Source organism: Methanocella sp. MCL-LM (assembly GCF_049676595.1).
Lineage (GTDB): Archaea > Halobacteriota > Methanocellia > Methanocellales > Methanocellaceae > Methanocella_A.
Genome location: NZ_CP187259.1, coordinates 786,369 through 803,807 on the forward strand (window position 1 = coordinate 786,369; position 17,439 = coordinate 803,807).

Consider the following 17,439-nt stretch of genomic DNA (forward strand, 5'->3'; position numbering starts at 1 on the left):
AGGTTACAGGCCTTTCAGGCCGCTCGAGATCGTGTAGACATCCTCGACCTGGCTCACGAAGATCTTGCCGTCGCCGAAGGCTCCCTTATCCCCGGTCCTGGCGCCCTTCAGGATGGTGCCGATCACGGTGTCTTTGTCCTTGTCCTCGATGGCGATCATGATAAGGGTCTTGGGAATTTCGTCGTAGACCATGCTCCCCATCTTGATACCCTTCTGCTTGCCTCTGCCCACCACATCTACCACAGTTGCCGCGTGGAAGCCGGCTTTGGACAGCTCTGCCAGGACGACGCCTTTCTTGTCCGGTCTGACGATTGATCTGATCAGTAACATTTTAAGATACCTCCTCACATCGCGTCCAGGAACCCGTGTTTCATCATCAGTTCCTCCAGCCTGTCCTGGGTCATGGGCTTCGGGACGACGAACATCTGGTTCTCGTCGATCGCCTTCGCGAGCTTCCGGTACTCGTTCGCCTGGCTGGCCGCGGGGTCGAAGTCGATGACCGTCTTCTTGTTAATCTCCGCCCGCTGAACGATGTTGTCCCTCGGGACGAAGTGGATCATCTGGGTGCCGATCTCTTCGGCGACCGCCTTGACCAGGGCGTACTCGTTGTCCGCCTTACGGCTGTTGCAGATGATGCCGCCCAGCCTGACGCCGCCGGTCTCGGCGTACTTCTTGATACCCTTGGCGATGTTGTTCGCCGCGTAGAGGGCCATCAGCTCGCCCGACGCCACGATGTAGATCTCCCGGGCCTTGCCCTCCCTGATGGGCATGGCGAAGCCGCCGCAGACGACGTCGCCCAGCACGTCGTAGAAGACGTAGTCCAGGTCGTCGGTGTAAGCGCCGAGCTGCTCCAGCATGTTGATCGAGGTGATGATGCCTCTGCCCGCGCAGCCTACTCCCGGCTCGGGGCCGCCCGACTCCACGCAGCGGGTCTCCCCGAAGCCTGGCTTGAGGATGGCCTCGAGCTCGATGTCGTCGCCCTCGTCCCGCAGGGTGTCCAGCACCGTCTTCTGGTTCAGCCCGTGGAGCAGCAGCCTGGTGGAATCGGCTTTCGGGTCGCAGCCCACGACCATGACCTTCTTGCCCGACTCGGCCAGCGCAGCTACCGTGTTCTGCGTCGTGGTCGACTTGCCTATGCCGCCTTTTCCGTAAATTGCCACTTGTCGCATCGTTTAGTTCTCCTGATTTCAATAGCAGTTGTCTATCGCCATCTCAAGCGTAGCCGCAGGATTCCCGCACAGCCTCTCTCAACAGGCACAAGCCTCGGCGAGTTTGTTCAGGGATTGTACCCGGTCCGTTAAGACAGGGCACAACATCGGCGGTATAATTCCGGGCTTAAGCCGGCCTGCCGGTGCCGCATTGACCGTAGAGTGCGCGCTGTCGCATGGAACCTTGGACTTACGGAAACTAACTTCCCTGTTCAAGTATTTAAATGTATGTTATGAAATATTAAGTATCATCAGCATAATTTTTTCTTAAAGAATCATATTCCCTACGATAAAACCGGTGTATGTTGGCGATGTAATTAAAACATTTATGAGATATTCATACGTTACATAATACACTATACCGGTAAAATTGTTATAATAATATTTACTGATACAGTTTATTTTCAATTATTAGAATATTAAGCTTATTCTAGGCGATTTTACAACTCGATATAATACATGACACATAGACAATTTATTTATATAAAAATGGCTGATTATGTTGGTTACCTATTTAGCCCTGTCCTCTCATATGAAAATTCATAAAGGGATTTCACATGGACCGCACTGACTGGGTGAAACTCGCCGCATCACTGGCAATCTGCTTCGTTGCCGCGCTTCTCGGGTCGATTCCCATCAGCCTGGCCGATGGGGTCGCCTGGCAGAACACGCTTGACAAGCCGTTTTTCGCCCCGCCCGACTGGCTGTTCGGGCCGGCGTGGACCTTGCTCTTCATCCTCATGGCCGTGGCGCTGTTCCTGGTCTGGAGAAAGTGGCCGGCTGAAGGGACGAAGCTGGCGTTAGGCCTGTTTGCCGTGCAGATAGTGCTGAACGTGCTCTGGAACTACATCTTCTTCGGCGGGCGGATGATCTTCGGCGGGCTGATCGAGATAGTAGTGCTGCTGGTGGCGATAGCGGCTACCACCTGGGCGTTCTACAAGGTCGACAGGCGGGCGGCGTACCTGATGGTGCCTTATCTGTTGTGGGTATGCTTTGCCACGGCGCTGAACGCCGGGATATGGCTGCTCAATCGGTAGCCTGTTTTTTCTCTCTAAACGCAGGATAGAAATATCTCCTCTCTCATAATGACTCTATGACTAATACGGTCATTTAGTCATAGTGATATTATGGGCGAAATACCATCGATAGGGCTCACCGAGAGCCAGATGAGGGCATTAGACAGCTCCTGGAGGGGCTGGTTCCTGAAAAACCAGGAGCTGCGGATCATGCGCAAGATGCTGCGGAAGGCCGGCATCAGCTTGCAGGGCAAGGTAATCATGGACGCGGGCTGCGGGTCCGGCCTCGGCACAAAATTCCTGCTGGAAACGTTCTCGCCATCGAAGATGATCGCCTTCGACTACATGCCCGAGCAGGTCGAGCTGGCGAAAACCAAGGGCCTGCCAGTGGGCTTCTACGTAGGCGACATGCGGCGGCTCGATCTACCTGCTAATAGCCTCGATGCCTGCTTTGCCATCACCGTCCTGCACCACATACCTGACTGGCAGAAAGCAGTGAAGGAGGCGGCGCGCATGCTCCGCAAGGGTGGAGTGTTCCTGGTGGAGGAACCGCAGGAAGATACCTTCGGCTGGGCGAAGTTCGAGGCTGCGGCGAAGGCTAATGGATTCGAGATACTGGATAAGCGGTATAGCGTGCCGTTGGTGATGCGCAGCTACCTGTGCCGGAAGCTATAAAATAATTGTTGTATAAGTGAATGAGAAGGCAGACGAACGCTGCGCTGTGCTGACGTCACAGATTCCACAGATTGTGACAGAATCCACAGATTTCGATGGATTGCACAGATGAAGCCGATTCCACAGATTACAAGCTGGATAGTGTAAAGATGGCCAGAAAATTTTCGGATGAAGATCGTGCGGAAGTCCGCCGGAAGATCATGCAGGAGGGCAGGACGCTCTTCGCCCGGCACGGGGTGAGGAAGACGACTATCGATGAGATCGCCCGTGCGACGGAGATCGGTAAGGGGACTGTCTATCTCTTCTTTCCCTCGAAAGAGGACCTGGTCTTCGAGCTGATCCGGGAGGAATACCAGGCCTATGGGGTTCTGGTCGACAGGCTGGCGCAGATGCCCAAGGTGACTCCGGCAGATGTCCGGGAGGCGCTGCGAGAGCTGTTCGTGATGCTCGGCAGGAGCCCGCTGCTGCAGACTCTGTACGACTCCGGGGAGAGCGACGAGATCAGCCGTATCCTGTCGAAGGAGAAGCAGAGCGAGCACGAGCAGGACGAGGAGTGCTTTTTCAACGAGCTGTTCGAGGTTTTGAGAAACAAAGGTTACTCTCCGAAGCATGGGCCTGAGGTTATCCGGGGGCTCTTCCATGTTGTCTGGCTGGCAGTCATGAACAAAGAGCGGATTTACGGGGATACTCCGGTGGTCGAAGACCTGCTGATAGATATGCTGAGCAGGGAGATTACGGGCCGGTAAGACTGGCTTCCGTAAGCCTGCCGTTACTGGCATGACCTTTACTGAGGTTAAGCAAATATACCACCTGTCTACTATCTAACTATCAACCTGTCAATTTTTATCGAAGAGGTTATGGTGGTATGAACTTCAAGCATATTTTCACGAAGGCCCGCAGGCCTTTACTGGTATCGATCGCTTTAGCCGTGCTGCTCATCTTCTCGGCTCAGGCCGCCTGCGCCGGCGGCTTCACCGTCGACCTGAAAGTCGATCCTACGAGCGTCTCCGTGAATTCGACTACTACAGTCACGATGTACGTCCACGACACGGACCAGCCCACAATGAAGTTCAAGGGCGCGCTGGTTAATCTCACGGTGATCCATCCTTCGGGCAGCGTGGAATACTTTGAAAAGTCCGCCAACGATAGCGGCATGTTTACGTTACCGTTCAAGGCGACGGAAGCTGGGACATACACTTTCCAGGCTAAGGCGGACTATGTTTACACCGGCCAGTATGGCTTACCTGCAGGCATGGCGTCCGATACCTCCGATATGGTTATGCTGACCTCCAAAGCGGGCATTAACTTCCCCGGCGGTATTGTCCGGCCTACGAATTTTGTCATAATCACACCTGTGGCCAACGCTACGCCTACTGCTCAGGCGGCAACACCGACGCCTTCTCAGGCGACTCCAACCCCGCAGGCCGGAACGCCCACTCCTGTAGCAGGTACCTCTGATGTCGTTGCGCCGGTGACGACGCTGAACCTGACCGGCAACGCAACGGGGGCCGGAGAGTATACCGGGGACGTAGTTTGCGCGCTCGCTGCCCGGGATAACGAGGGCGGCAGTGACGTCACCTTTACCCAGTACAGCTTCGACGGGTCGAGCTGGTTCCTTTACCAGCAGCCGTTCTCGGTTGTGAAGCCGGGTATGACGACCGTCTACTACCGGTCTGTGGATAACGCCGGCAACGTCGAGGTAGCGAACGTGAAGGCCATCGTCATCGCCGAAGCGGCCCAGGTGCCCACAGCGACCCCGTCGCCGTCACCCTCCGCCACCGCCCAGGCCACGCCAGGATTCGCTGTGAGCATCACTGCCATTGCGCTGATCGGGCTGGCAGCAGTGCTCCTCATCGCCGGAAGTTCAGATAAAAAATAAAAATGGTTTTTCTTTTCCTTTTCTCATTTTTAAAGTCGTTTATCTAGTAGTAGCCCTGTGTCATCATCTGGGGCACGCACTGCTGCCTGTACTGGTCGTAGTAGTAGCCGTACGGGCACGACTGCTGGAAGCCGCCGTAAGGGTAGGTCTGCTGATATGGCTGCTGCATAAACTGCTGCTGCCCGTATATGCCTCCGCTATACGGGTACTGCTGTGGGTACTGCTGCCCGTACAGGCCCGAGCCGAACTGCGAGTACTGGCTTCCGTACAGCTGCGCTTCAGCCGAGGTCATCAGCGCCGGGACTACCAGCACGGATGCCACCAGCAGCGCAATAAGCGCTTTCCAGATTACGATTTTTAGTCTCATGTCAATTCCACCATTTTCGATGTGGTGTTCGTGACCCGGGATAAAAGAATTGAGCCTCGGATGAGTGCGGAAATGCCGGGTATGTATGTTAGATGCTGATACTCGGAACTTTTACAAGCAATTACTTTAAAGATACAATTCATAATAACGTGAAAGGAGCCGAGCAGATATGACTAAAGCCATCGACTGGGAAGCCGCCATTAACACCCGCCGGTCCGTCCGGAGCTACGAGATGCGTCCTGTGGAAGAGAAGACGATGTCCGATCTCACTGATTTCGTGAACTCGGGCATGAACCTCCCCTTCCAGCACAACGTCAAGGTACGCTTTTTCAAGGCCACGCCGGGCAGCAGGCTTTACACAGTGAAGATGGCGCCTCCCGACAACGTGGCGTTTATGGCGAACACGGACATCAAGTCGATATCGGCAGCAGGCTTCGTCGGGGAGATGGTGATCCTCTACGCGACCGCCCTTGGGCTGGCAACCTGCTGGTACGGCCATTATACCATGGCTGAGCTGGAGCGGCTGATGCCCCACCTCGGGGAAGCCGGGAAGCAGCCTCAGCCAAAATGGGGCTACGGCAGCGGCACAGTGCCCGGCGAGCGGGCCATCTGCATAACTCCGTTAGGGTACTGGGAAAAGGGTGGCATCAGGCTGATGGACCGGATGACCGGGGCCTTCATCAGCTACAAGCGCAAGCCCCTCGGAGAACTGCTGGAAGGGGGCGTAAAAGAAGCGGACCTGCCCCAGGATATTGCGTATGCGATCGACCTCGCCCGAAAAGCCCCTTCGGCCGCCAACAGCCAGCACTGGCGCTTTACTGTTTCGCCGGACTTCAAAACTATCTCCGTCGCCATGCCCGTCGGCTACAAGCATCTCAAGTGGGAGCACCCCGACGTCGACATCGGCATATGTGCCTGCCATTTCTGGCTGGGGCTGGGGCTGAAAAGCGTGGGCTGCAAGGTCTCTTTAAACGAAGAACAGGGACGTGTAGTGTGGCGGTTCGAGACCGACCGGTAACACCGAAGAGCTGTTGACGTCGCACTTTATTACCTGCTTCAAACAGCTTGCTTTACGGTCCCAGGACTTCGGAGGTATTTTGGGCCTGTTTGTACCCTGGAGCTTCCGCTTTACTACTTGACTCATGCTTTTTAGTATGCCCGACTTCGAGAGCAGCCCTGCCGAAGGCAGCCCATCCCCCTCATTAATACTCTGGCCGGCCATCAGGCCGGCACCGACCATAAGGTCGGCTACATCATCATGGCTGCCGGAGTGGCGTATTTATCGCGGTTCTTGTCGAACTGCTCCCTGCACGCCTCGGAGCAGAAGTAGAAGGTATGGTCTTTATACTTCTCGGTCGCAGCTGCGCTGTCCTTGCTTATCGTCATGCCGCACACGGGGTCTCTCGCCATCTTATCACCATGCACACTCGCGTATGCGGGCTAAAAAAGTAATTCCGGGATATCGTCGATATCGCGGAGATCTATTATATCCGAGTTCGTCACCGGGCGGCGAAGTAATGTAAAAAATGTTCAGTCAGTCCTGGCCGTATAGTACAGCCAGAACAGCGCCAGCGCCAGGGGAGTGAATTCTGCCACGTACGCGATCATCGAGTAGCTCGAGCTCTGGATGACCACCAGCATGATCATCGGCAGCATCCACACCATGGTGAGCACCGTGGCGATAATGCTGGCATTCCGGCGCTCGAAAACGCTGTTGAGAAGGGGCAGCAGGTAGCCCGCGCCGGCGAGCATCAGCACGATGGCAAAGTGGATTCCGAGGACCAGCAGGATGGCGACGTGTTGCCAGTTCGTGGCAGCGCTGAGGCCCTGCACGTTCCCGCCGGCGATCGAGTAGATTCCGGGGCCGATCAGCTCTACCATCAGGGGTATCAGGATGGCGACGGGGTACCAGTGGAGGTTCTTTTTCCACTTGCCCAGGATGGCGAACTTTTCCTTGAGCTGGCCGATCCGGTTTTCGGGGGGCATCAGGGCGACCACGACGATCCACATGCCGGTCATCGCCGCGATGTAAAGGAAAAAGCCGACGATGTCGCCGGTTATATTCAGCTTGTAGGGGTCGATCAGACCTTTAGCCGACATCAGAAGTGGTATCCAGCAGGTCCACGAGAACATTACGCTGATCATTACTAAGGTCTGCACTTTTTCCAGCGGGCCTTCAGTTATGGTTTCCGCAGGTTGGGCTGGAATCTTATCCAGCAGGGTATTTTCAAACATGGCAAATTAAGCTCCGCTTAAAGGGATGCCTGATTGTCTCCCCTCATTACCGCATCTACTATTTAACGGTTATTACGAGTCTGTCCTCTCGTCCCTGCCCTGGCCGTTGGCTATATATCTCTCTGCCGCCTAACGTCTGCTTAATCGGTGCCAGGCTAGTACAATCGGCCTGCCGCCCCGGCAGGGCCTGTAACCAGGGGTATGAGTCACGTGAACGCCACCAAAGTTTTTCTAGCGGCCACCATAATCGCCGCCATGCTACTATGCTCTGGCTGCATCTTCTGCTGCGGCCTCGACAGCCAGCTGAGTAAGTACAAAAAATCCGTTACCGCCCTGAGCCTTCCCGATACTGTCGCCATCGGCGGCGAGGAGTACCGGCTGGCGGATACTGACGCCCGGCTCGATCGTGCGGCCGTAAAGGCGGGCATCATCGAAGTCCTCGGGGAGCTTGCGTATCCCCGCAAAGACGTCGAGGCCGCCACCGATCAGGCCATAGACTCCGCGGGCATCTACGAGTACAAATACTTCAACTACACCGGGAGTTCCAAGGCAAAGACCTTCGGCGTTTACGTGGCGAAGACCAGCAGCCCCTTCACCGTCACGACCGGCTTCGAGTCGCTCCGGCAACTGCTGGACTCTTCGCTCTGGTTCATCAACAATCCAAATTACAACTGGGGTGGAGTCAACAACGTCACCTATGCGGGGAGCTCTACACTCGGCGACGGCAGCGAGAAATACCAGGCCGACGTCTTCGGCCAGGGCAGCTACACCGTCGTGGTCAAGTACAGTAACCTGTACGTGCTCGCCTATTCCTTCGAATCCTTCGAGGTCGCCGAGGAGGCGGCCAGGATGGCGATCAGACAGATCGATGTAGCAGCTGCCGAACCGTGAACCTTAGGCTCTATCTAAAGAGCAGCCTACGCTGCGCTGTGCTTCAACACGGAGGACACGGAGGACACGGAGGTCACGAAGGTTGGTTAAGGACACAAAGGTGTCGTGTCAAAGGGCTTTTACCTTCGTGTCCTCCGTGTCCTTCGTGTCCTCCGTGCCCTTTGTGTTAATGCACAGCGCAGCGTTCGCCCATCAGATCAAGGTTTTTACTCTCTACTGTAGGTGATTGCTTTTTGGCCGGAGAGCCTTAAAGCCCGCTGGAAAATTTTGTAAGCCTTTTTATATCCAGCCTTCCATACGATTACTCTACGGAGGCTTTACTATTATACCGGTTGATGAGGAGCTGCTTGTGCAGATCGTCGAGAAATCCAGCCCCTGCGTGGTGAACATCAATACTGTGATGCTGATGCAGGACGCCTACATGAACGTCACCCCCCAGCAGGGCATGGGCTCGGGCATCGTGATCGATCCTAAGGGATACATTCTGACCAATAATCACATCGTCGAGAATACGCAGAGCATGGTGGTAAGCACTTTTGACGGCACCCGGTTCGAGGGTAAGCTGATCGGCACCGATCCGATGTCGGACGTGGCCGTGGTCAAGGTGGACCTGGGGAAGAAGAAGCTCAAGGCGGCGAAGCTGGGCGACTCGGACAAGATCAGGGTCGGCCAGATCTCCATCGCCATCGGCAATCCGTTCGGCTTCATGCTCCGGGGTCCTACCGTAACGGTAGGCGTCATAAGCGCGCTCAACCGCACCATCCAGGCAGACAGGGGCGTATTCGAGAACCTCATCCAGACGGACGCCCACATCAATCCGGGCAACAGTGGCGGGCCCTTGTTTAATAAGGCCGGGGAGGTCATCGGCATGAACTCCGCGAACATCCCGTTCGCCCAGGGCATCGGCTTCTCCATCCCTATCAATACCGCGATGCGCATCGCTAAGGAGCTGATCGAGCACGGTAAAGTCATCCGCCCGTGGCTGGGCATTCTGGGCCTGGGCATCACCAAAGAGCTGGCAGACTACTATAACTTGAGCTCTACCGAGGGCATCCTGGTTACCCGTGCCTTCTCTAACAGCCCTGCCGGACAGCAGCGCATTACGGCCAACGACATCATCCTCAGCGTCGACGGCAAGAAGGTCACTGATATGTCAGAGCTGGCTTCCTACGTGAGGAAGAAGAAGATCGGGGACGTCATCACCCTGCTCATCCGGCGGGGCAACCTCGAAGGCCCCGTCAGCGTGAGGCTGGCCGAAACGCCTTCGATGTGAGCGGGAGCGCTGTTGCTCCGGGGCCCACACTGGCAAGTATTTCTACGATTCCCGCCAACAATTAAGCGATACTAACAGAGGCACTTACTATGAAGAAGACTATCGAGAACCTGACAAAAGCCTTCGTAGGCGAGAGCCAGGCCCGGAACCGGTACACGTTTTACGCGAGCACCGCCCGCAAAGAGGGCTACGAGCAGATAGCGGCGATTTTCACTCTGACCGCGGACAACGAGAATGAGCACGCGGAGTGGTTTTTCAAGATGCTCAGGCAGGTAGCGGGGCAGACCGGGGAAAAGCTCGACAATCTGGCGGTCGAGACCGACGTACCGGCAGTCTGGAGCAACCGGACGCTGGACAATCTTAAGGCGGCTGCCGCGGGGGAAAAGCTCGAGAATACGAAACTCTACCCCGAGTTCGCCAGGGTGGCCGAAATGGAGGGCTACCCTGACATAGCCCGGCGCATCAGGTCAATCGCCGTCGCGGAGAAGCACCACGAAGATCGCTACGGCAAGCTGATCAAAGAGATCGAGGCCGGGACGCTGTTCCAGAAGAAAGAGCCCGTCTACTGGGTATGCAGAAAGTGCGGTTTCCTGCACCACGGCATGGCCCCTCCGGAGAAGTGCCCGTCCTGCGATCACGAGCGGTCGTACTACGAAAGGCAGAGCGAGACATACTGAAGAGGTGACACTATGACAGAGCTTAACCAGGTTTACAAGTGTGCAGTCTGCGGCAACATCGTCGAGGTCGTCCACGCGGGCGGCGGGGCTCTGGTCTGCTGCGGCCAGCCTATGGTGCTGCAGAAGGAGAACACGGTCGATGCCAGCAAAGAGAAGCACGTGCCCGTGATCGAGAAGACGGCTTCCGGCTTCAAGGTCTCCGTGGGCACTATCGCTCATCCGATGGAGGAGAAACACTACATAGAGATGATCGAAGTCATCGCCGACGGCAAGTCCTATAAAAAGTTTTTGAAGCCGGGGGACAAGCCCGAGGCTGAGTTCTGTTTCCCGGCAGAGCAGGTCACTGCCAGAGAGTACTGCAACCTTCACGGGCTGTGGAAGGCCTGAGAGGGCGCTTTTGTGCCAGAGTGGCCGGGAGACGCGAGTCTCCGGGCTTTTACTCTTTTTCTATAAGCATTACTGTTAATTGTGTTCTCACAGGCTTTGACTTGACTTCATACTCTTTGTTTCAGCCTGTTTTGTGAAGCTCATGCCGCAGTCCACTTCCTGTAATTTCGGCATGCTCCATTATAGTGATCTTTTATTCTCTCCCGGACGAAGTCCGCCCAAAAGGTTTAAATATTCAACCATAATAAAAGGGGAATTCAATGAACTGTAGATATTCTCCCACGGGTCAGGCATGGGGGCTGCTCGTCAGCCTCGACTTATTCGGCTGCAATGACAAGATCAAAGATGGTAAGGCACTCAATGACTACGTAGTAGAGCTTTGTGAGAGGATCAACATGAAGCGCTACGGGCCATGCCACGTCGAATGCTTCGGCGAGAAGGGAACTCCCCTGGCAGGCTACTCGATGTTCCAGTTTATCGAGACCAGCTGCATCAGCGGCCACTTCTCCGACTCCGACAACTCCGCGTACATCGATGTCTTCTCCTGCTCCGATTTCGAGCCGGAAACCGTCAAGCAGTACACCGTCGAGTTCTTCGAGGCAAAGGGCTGCAACATGACTGTAACGCCCAGGATGTACGACGAGAGCGTGCGCCCCGCAGAAATCAAGCCCGCAATGAAAAAGATCCAGGCTTAAGCCTGAATTTTTTTTACTCTAACTTGACCCCTGGATAGCCGGATGCACTTCCGGCTATTCCCGAGGGCTGACAGATCGATCGATCCGGCAGCAAATAGCCGGAGCGGCGACTTTTTTCGACCCAAGTGTTTTATAGCCACCGCTCTAACCTCCTTTCGTTAATTTACGGAGCGATCGGCTGATGGTGAGGCTTTTATCAGGATCGGACATTGAGGCCGTAGTCTCGATGGGCGACGTAATACCTGCGGTAGAGCGAGTGTTTGGGGAATACGCCGAAGGCCGAGTTGTCATGCCCCCAAAGATGTACCTCGATATCTCCGGCTACGGCGACTTCAGGGCCATGCCCGCGTACCTGCCCTCTGCGAACACGGCCGGCCTCAAGTGGGTGAACGTCCACCCCGGCAACCGTGAGCACGGACTCCCCACTGTTATGGCCACAATCCTGATCAACGACCCTAAGACCGGCAAAGTCCTGTCAGTCATGGATGGCACTTACATCACTGACATGCGCACGGGAGCAGCCGGCGGCATCGCAGCAAAGTACCTTGCCACGGATGTTTCGACCGTGGGGCTGATCGGCAGCGGACGCCAGGCGTGGGCCCAGATGCTCGCCTACCACAGCCTGTTCAAGGACCGGATTCAACAGGTGAAGATATACAGCCGGCACATCGAGCACTCGGAGGCGCTGGCGGCCCGGATAGAGAAGTACATGGGCTATGACTCAATAGCCTGCAAGACGGGAAAGGATGCTGCGGATGCCGGCCTCGTGGCTACGGTGACCCCGGCCAGATCCCCTATACTCCAGCCCGACTGGGTTTTGCCGGGCACACACATCAACGCAATCGGTGCCGATGCCCCGGGCAAACAGGAGCTATATACGGAACTCACCCTCAAAGCCCGGGTCTTCGTCGACTCGGTGGAGCAGGCGTCGCACTCGGGAGAGGTCAACATACCCTGGAGCCAGGGCCTGATGAACGAGCAAAAGCTGGCTGGCACTCTCGGTGAGGTCGTCGCCGGCAAGAAGCAAGGCCGCCTCAGAGACGAGATCACGGTCTTCGACTCCACCGGCCTCAGCATCCAGGACCTGGCCGTGGCACACCTCGCCTACGAGCGGGCGATTGAGGCAGGGCGGGGGGTAGAGTTTACCTTTTGATGTCCGCGGGAGAACCCCGGCGGATGTACTCCCTTATGTCGAACTTTTTCCGCTGGGCGGCCGGGCTCATGTACCGGATCTTCCCGTACACGGGGCGCTCCGCGAAGGCCCGGTCGTGCTTGCCGAAGCACCACAGCACGCCGGCGTAGCCGTTGGGGCTCCTGCCGTCGATCTCGTACTTATCGTTCAGGTACAGCAGTATCCTCAGCGCCTCTTCCGGTGTCCTCGTCCACTCCAGCACCCGCTTGCCCCAGTACATGCGCATGTAGCCTGCCATCTTGCCTTTGACTAGCATTTCTCTCTGGGCAGCGTCCCACAGTTCGTCTCCCGTCCGACCCTCCTCCAGCTCTTCCAGAGTGAACAAGTGCTGTCTCCTGTCCTTCCTGTGGTCGTCCAGCGTCCGGACAGCCCAGTCAGGCAGCGATGCCAGGCTGCGGTACCGTCTGTCGTAGAACGTGAAGTTCTCAGCCAGCTCCCGGCGCACGAAGGCTTCCTCAACGAACGCGTCTACCTCTTCGGGCAACTCTCCCCGCCGCTCCAGCACCCGCCTGATCACCCGGGCAGGGGAGATGCAGCCAAACCTGAGGTAGGGGCTCAGGTCCGAGGTGAAATACAGCTCGGGCCTGTTCCTGTTCTCTGCGTAGCCGTCCAGCCTCTCCTCCACAAACCGCTCCAGCGTTTTATCGGCTTCAGTCTCGCCTCCGCGGAAGAGGGGTGAAGAGGGCACCTCAGGCAGGCTAAGGCGATCGACTGTCTGCATAATCTCTCCAGGGTCCAGGCCGCTCCAGGCCAGCCTTTTCGCCCTGCGCCCGGGGCGTTCCTGCGGCACGGGCCGGATATGCTCTTCCAGCAGCTTCGCCAGCCTGGGCCGAAGAGTATAGGCGGCGTACTGCTCGCCGGGGATGAGCCGGACGGGCACTATCACGTTACCGTCGACCTGGAACATGGCGCAGCCAGCCCGCCCTGCCGCCGCTTCCCGCCTCGACCTGCCCTCGTTCAGGTGGGACTCGTCGGTGACGATCACCGCGGGCTTAACCTCTTTACCTACCCTGACGAGGTTCTCGACGGCGTCGCCGGTGCGGATGCAGACCTGGGCGCCGGCAGCCTCCAGCTTCGCTACCGTATCCCGGAGCGCCTCCGCCATGAAAGCGAAACTGCGGCGGTTGGCCGACGGTATCGCCGGATCGATCGAGAACAGGACCAGCAGAGGCAGACGCCTCCTGTTTGCCTCGGAGGTCGCTGCCGCCAGCGCAGGGTTCTCCCCGGCTCTGAGGCTGGACTGCATCCAGTAGACCACGCACTTTCCGTCAGCCGGCCCCCGGTCGTTCAGCTTTGTGATCCGGCTTTCGAGTGCTCTGTCCATGCATGAGGGTCCACGCCCGTCCGGATATCTCTCCGCCCGGACAATGGTGCGGGACCGCAATTTTTTTGCCGCATCAGCCGAAAGTCCCGGTGCTAGTTGTTGAACACTTATGATGATCGATACCCACCTCCACACGAACCTGAGCGATGGCCTGGAAACCCCTGAAACTGTGGTCAGCCTCGCCGCTGAAGCGGGAATCAGGCTAATCAGCGTCACTGATCATGACCGGGTTCGGGCATACCCTGGCGTGATCGGGCTGGGCGAAGCGAGGGGGGTAAAGGTGATCCCGGGAGTGGAGATGACCACCATGGACGAGCCGGGCTTTACCTGCATGCACATCGTAGGCCTGGGCATCGACATCTGCCCCGAAGCCATTTCTGTCCTGGATAAAGTGGTCAGGGCCCAGGACGCCTCGAATATGGGCTACCTGGATAACGTGAACGATTTTCTCGCCCGCAAGCACCCGGGCTGGAAGCCGGTGACCAGCATCTATCCCAGCGTTTTCATGAACGCGCTGGAAAACGCCCGGTCGATGGGCTTGAAGGTGTCTGAAAAGGAGATGATGGACGTCATCCTGAACAAGGACCTGTGGACGCCCGTGGAGCTGGAGCTGACCGTGGACGAGGCGGTAGGGTACATCAAGAAATGGGGGGGCGTGCCAGTGCTGGCGCACCCGTTCGACTTCAGCAACGACGCCGGCCTTGTCCTCAAGCGATTTTTAGCTGCCGGCGGAGAAGCCGTAGAGGTCTGCAAGTACCGCTACAAGGTCCGGTCAGGCGCGCTGTCCGGGCTGACCGCCGACCAGCTCATAAACCAGGAGCGGGAGATGAACCTGTGGACCATCGAGCAGGCCCGCAAGCACAACCTGAAGCTCACCATGGCCTCCGACCACCACGACGAGAGCCGCACCATGGGCATGGACCCCACAGAATATGGCATCGACGTACAGTGGCTCTTCGAGCTCTAAGTCCCCATACTTTCACCACGGCGGCACGGCTCATTATCCTGACAATGGGAAATCAGATATTTGAACCACGGCGGCACGGCGGCACGGAGACAAGGGCGTACCTGAATTACAATAGCTCCTTTTTAAGATCCACAGCGGCACGGCGGGCTAACCCTGCACGGAGACCATCATCCCACAGTAACTGGTACGGGAAACCCGGATTTTTCCCGGAGCATTAAACCTCTCTATTACCCGCTCTGTAAGCTATGCTTAAGCCATCGACCAGTAACCATTTTGATCAATACGTTGTCTCCGTGTCGCCGTGGATCTTAAAAATGAAACCTTGTTTCACGGTTCACCCTTGTCGCCGTGTCGCCGTGCCGCCGTGGTTAGAAAATTTAAGTTGTTATCGTTTCCTGCGCTGTCGCCGTGTCGCTGTGCCGCCGTGGTTTTAGGAATCGCTCTGCTGTAGCGGTTCTTCCTGCCATGTTATTCGTTCGCCCGGCTTCGGAGAATCATTTATCTAATCGCAGGTGTAATTTACGCATAAGATTGTAGCAGGAGCTTTTGAAATGGATAAGCTAACCATTGGCGCTCAACCTTTGATGTTCCCGATGCCCACGGTGCTGGTGGGCTCTAATGTAAACGGTAAGGCGAACTACATGGCCGTGGCGTGGGTCGGTGTGGCCAACATGGCGCCCCCTATGCTGTGCGTCGCCATCAACCACGTGAGGCACACATACAAGGGCATCGAGGAGAACGGCACCTTCAGCGTGAACATCCCGTCGGCGAAGCAGCTGGTCGAAACTGACCACTGCGGCATGGTTTCGGGGGCCCGGGAGGATAAGTCTGCGGTGTTCGAGACCTTCTACGGCAAGCTCAAGAACGCGCCGCTGGCGAAGGAGTGTCCGGTGAACGTCGAGTGCAAAGTGTTCCAGAAGGTGGACTGCGGCAGCCACGTCCTTGTCATAGGCCAGATCGAGGAGATCCACATCAGCCCGGACTGCATGACCGGCGGCCACCCGGACATCTCGAAAGTGGACCCGATCATCTACTCGTTCGGGGACTCGGGCTACTGGAAAGTCGGGGAAAAGATCGGCAAGGGCTTCTCGGCAGGGCGCTCTTACCAGAAAAAATAATCGTGAGACTCGTAGTACCGGCCGGAAGAGTTGCCTGCCGGTACTACACCGCAGGTAACACCACTACTGCGCGGACCCCTTTTGAATAGTCTCCTTGAATCCGGTCTTCCAGCCGGAGCTGGCCGTGAAATTCTCCGATGAGCATCCTGCTCAGGCATATGCCCAGGCCTCTGGCCCGGCTGCCCTGGTGCCTGGTGCCCCGGCAGTGCAACACCTCTTCTTTCATATGGTCGGGAATCCCCGGCCCGTCATCCTCGATCGATACCTGGCACAGCCGTTTTTCGTTCTCCGAATACCATTCTATCCGGATGGTGATATTGACCCGGCCTTCGGAGTGCTTGATCGAGTTGCCCACGAGGTTGGAAAAGACCTCGTAGAGCAGGTCGTTGGCCATTACGTGGCAGTCGCACGTATTTTCGATGTGGATGTTCACTTCCCGCCCGGGGATGCTCCGGTACTGGGTACGCACCCGTTCGAGCAGGTCTCCTATGTCTATGTCCACGACCTGGCGGGCTCCGGGCATTCCCGTCCGGGTTTTTCGGATGTTGCCGATCAGCCTCGCGATCTCGTCGAGGGTGCCGGTAGACTGGGATAGCATAGACAGGGCGTTCTTGTCGGGGTTCGGGGCTGCTCGCAGGATGTTGCCGGCCATCTCGAGGTACCCCAGCGCTATCTGGCCCATGTTCCCTATGTCGTGGGCCATGACATCCACGTAAAGCTCAGCTTTTGCCCTGGCTTCCTCCAGCTCTGCGGTACGCTGCCTGATCCTCTCTTCCAGCTCTTCCTGTGCTTTTTCCATCGCTTCTCTGGCCAGTACCCGGTCCGTGATGTCAAAGTGAGTAACCACGACTCTTTCGCCCTTGTATCCTGCCAGCGGTGTGGCGCGTACTATGAACCATCTTTTGACGTCGGGGGAATGGCAGGGGTACTCCATCTCGAAAAATTCCCTTTCGCCTCTCAGGACCCCTGATATACCTTCGAGAGCGGCCATAGCTATCCAGGCCTGAGGCCCTTCGGCCCGGCGGCAGACGTCAAAGTAGTTGGCACCGCTGCCGATCTTCTCTTCGGGGGGATTTCCGTTCGCCGCAGCAAAGGCCAGCCACGCATGGTTGGTATCCGTAATGGTGCCGTTTTCGTCGATCACAGCTACGTTCGCTGCAAGAGAGTTTAGTACCGATCTGTTAAAGTGTTCCTGGTACTCCAGCCGTGATTCCAGCTTTCTCAAGTATGCCCTGTTTCTCGCTTGCCGGGCAGGACCGGAGTGCAGCGCATCGACTTTAGGGCCTGGCACGTCTATTTTTACACTGGGAACCTTATCGCAGAACGCGAATTTTCTGGCCATCTTATCATAAGGCTTCTATTTCGCTCCCAATTAACGTTAATATACGATTTTCGCAGTTTTTACCGGACTTTTACGTATTTTATCCATTCGCCAGGAGGAAGATATGATGATCAGCATGACTATGGTTAACTATACAAAACGAAAACCCACGTTTGCCTGACTCTTTTATGTCCGGCGACCGTCCGGTATATTA

General features: G+C 56.7%; 20 protein-coding genes. 13 read left to right on the forward strand and 7 right to left on the reverse strand.

What is annotated here, in order from left to right; genetic code table 11:
• Positions 1-3: 3 nt before the first annotated feature.
• Both ACPLPM_RS03945 and nifH read right to left on the reverse strand, forming a co-directional pair.
• Positions 4-330: a P-II family nitrogen regulator gene (locus tag ACPLPM_RS03945; protein ID WP_424358943.1), complete on the reverse strand. Its 327-nt coding sequence runs from the start codon at positions 328-330 to the stop codon at positions 4-6.
• Positions 331-344: 14 nt separating this feature from the next.
• Positions 345-1,169 (reverse strand): nitrogenase iron protein, encoded by an 825-nt coding sequence (gene nifH, locus ACPLPM_RS03950; RefSeq protein WP_424358944.1) that lies wholly within the window; start codon positions 1,167-1,169, stop codon positions 345-347.
• 596 nt (positions 1,170-1,765) lie between these two features.
• Between nifH and ACPLPM_RS03955 the strand changes: the two genes are divergently transcribed.
• The 4 genes from ACPLPM_RS03955 to ACPLPM_RS03970 all read left to right on the forward strand — a co-directional run bounded on the left by ACPLPM_RS03955 (position 1,766) and on the right by ACPLPM_RS03970 (position 4,778).
• A complete protein-coding gene (locus tag ACPLPM_RS03955; RefSeq protein ID WP_424358945.1) occupies positions 1,766-2,245 on the forward strand; it encodes a TspO/MBR family protein in 480 nt (159 codons plus the stop codon).
• Positions 2,246-2,335: 90 nt separating this feature from the next.
• Positions 2,336-2,899, forward strand: a complete 564-nt coding sequence (locus ACPLPM_RS03960) for a class I SAM-dependent methyltransferase (protein ID WP_424358946.1) — start codon at positions 2,336-2,338, stop codon at positions 2,897-2,899.
• A gap of 95 nt (positions 2,900-2,994) precedes the next feature.
• Positions 2,995-3,645 carry a TetR/AcrR family transcriptional regulator gene (locus ACPLPM_RS03965; protein WP_424358947.1) on the forward strand — a complete coding sequence of 217 codons (651 nt, stop codon included), beginning with the start codon at positions 2,995-2,997 and terminating at the stop codon, positions 3,643-3,645.
• Positions 3,646-3,764: 119 nt separating this feature from the next.
• On the forward strand, positions 3,765-4,778 hold the full coding sequence (locus tag ACPLPM_RS03970) for an OmpL47-type beta-barrel domain-containing protein (RefSeq protein WP_424358948.1): 1,014 nt from the start codon (positions 3,765-3,767) through the stop codon (positions 4,776-4,778).
• A 43-nt stretch (positions 4,779-4,821) separates the two neighbouring features.
• Here the strand turns inward: ACPLPM_RS03970 and ACPLPM_RS03975 are convergent, their stop codons facing one another.
• A complete protein-coding gene (locus ACPLPM_RS03975; RefSeq protein ID WP_424358949.1) occupies positions 4,822-5,145 on the reverse strand; it encodes a hypothetical protein in 324 nt (107 codons plus the stop codon).
• Between the two features lie 169 nt (positions 5,146-5,314).
• Between ACPLPM_RS03975 and ACPLPM_RS03980 the strand changes: the two genes are divergently transcribed.
• Positions 5,315-6,163, forward strand: coding sequence for a nitroreductase family protein (locus ACPLPM_RS03980; RefSeq protein WP_424358950.1), 849 nt, complete (start codon positions 5,315-5,317; stop codon positions 6,161-6,163).
• Between the two features lie 230 nt (positions 6,164-6,393).
• Here ACPLPM_RS03980 and ACPLPM_RS03985 read toward each other — a convergent pair whose 3' ends face one another.
• Positions 6,394-6,570 carry a YHS domain-containing protein gene (locus tag ACPLPM_RS03985; RefSeq protein WP_424358951.1) on the reverse strand — a complete coding sequence of 59 codons (177 nt, stop codon included), beginning with the start codon at positions 6,568-6,570 and terminating at the stop codon, positions 6,394-6,396.
• Between the two features lie 105 nt (positions 6,571-6,675).
• On the reverse strand, positions 6,676-7,380 hold the full coding sequence (locus ACPLPM_RS03990; RefSeq protein WP_424358952.1) for a hypothetical protein: 705 nt from the start codon (positions 7,378-7,380) through the stop codon (positions 6,676-6,678).
• A 201-nt stretch (positions 7,381-7,581) separates the two neighbouring features.
• On the opposite strand from ACPLPM_RS03990, the gene ACPLPM_RS03995 reads away from it, so the two are divergent.
• From ACPLPM_RS03995 to ACPLPM_RS04020, 6 genes are all read left to right on the forward strand, one after another.
• Positions 7,582-8,271, forward strand: coding sequence for a hypothetical protein (locus ACPLPM_RS03995; RefSeq protein ID WP_424358953.1), 690 nt, complete (start codon positions 7,582-7,584; stop codon positions 8,269-8,271).
• A 349-nt stretch (positions 8,272-8,620) separates the two neighbouring features.
• Positions 8,621-9,544 carry a S1C family serine protease gene (locus ACPLPM_RS04000; protein ID WP_424358954.1) on the forward strand — a complete coding sequence of 308 codons (924 nt, stop codon included), beginning with the start codon at positions 8,621-8,623 and terminating at the stop codon, positions 9,542-9,544.
• Positions 9,545-9,633: 89 nt separating this feature from the next.
• Positions 9,634-10,221 (forward strand): rubrerythrin, encoded by a 588-nt coding sequence (rbr, locus tag ACPLPM_RS04005; protein ID WP_424358955.1) that lies wholly within the window; start codon positions 9,634-9,636, stop codon positions 10,219-10,221.
• A 12-nt stretch (positions 10,222-10,233) separates the two neighbouring features.
• Positions 10,234-10,608 carry a desulfoferrodoxin gene (locus tag ACPLPM_RS04010; RefSeq protein WP_424358956.1) on the forward strand — a complete coding sequence of 125 codons (375 nt, stop codon included), beginning with the start codon at positions 10,234-10,236 and terminating at the stop codon, positions 10,606-10,608.
• 260 nt (positions 10,609-10,868) lie between these two features.
• On the forward strand, positions 10,869-11,303 hold the full coding sequence (gene speD, locus ACPLPM_RS04015) for an S-adenosylmethionine decarboxylase (RefSeq protein WP_424358957.1): 435 nt from the start codon (positions 10,869-10,871) through the stop codon (positions 11,301-11,303).
• Positions 11,304-11,484: 181 nt separating this feature from the next.
• On the forward strand, positions 11,485-12,456 hold the full coding sequence (locus tag ACPLPM_RS04020; RefSeq protein WP_424358958.1) for an ornithine cyclodeaminase family protein: 972 nt from the start codon (positions 11,485-11,487) through the stop codon (positions 12,454-12,456).
• Here ACPLPM_RS04020 and ACPLPM_RS04025 read toward each other — a convergent pair.
• A complete protein-coding gene (locus tag ACPLPM_RS04025; RefSeq protein ID WP_424358959.1) occupies positions 12,446-13,819 on the reverse strand; it encodes a deoxyribodipyrimidine photo-lyase in 1,374 nt (457 codons plus the stop codon). The genes ACPLPM_RS04020 and ACPLPM_RS04025 overlap by 11 nt on opposite strands.
• A gap of 109 nt (positions 13,820-13,928) precedes the next feature.
• Here ACPLPM_RS04025 and ACPLPM_RS04030 point away from each other — a divergent pair, with 109 nt between their 5' ends.
• Both ACPLPM_RS04030 and ACPLPM_RS04035 read left to right on the forward strand, forming a co-directional pair.
• The gene (locus tag ACPLPM_RS04030) at positions 13,929-14,786 is read left to right on the forward strand and encodes a PHP domain-containing protein (protein ID WP_424358960.1); all 858 of its coding nucleotides are present in this window, start codon (positions 13,929-13,931) and stop codon (positions 14,784-14,786) included.
• Positions 14,787-15,337: 551 nt separating this feature from the next.
• Positions 15,338-15,904, forward strand: a complete 567-nt coding sequence (locus ACPLPM_RS04035) for a flavin reductase family protein (protein ID WP_424358962.1) — start codon at positions 15,338-15,340, stop codon at positions 15,902-15,904.
• Between the two features lie 43 nt (positions 15,905-15,947).
• Here ACPLPM_RS04035 and ACPLPM_RS04040 read toward each other — a convergent pair whose 3' ends face one another.
• Positions 15,948-17,246, reverse strand: a complete 1,299-nt coding sequence (locus tag ACPLPM_RS04040) for an ATP-binding protein (RefSeq protein WP_424358963.1) — start codon at positions 17,244-17,246, stop codon at positions 15,948-15,950.
• Positions 17,247-17,439: the final 193 nt, after the last annotated feature.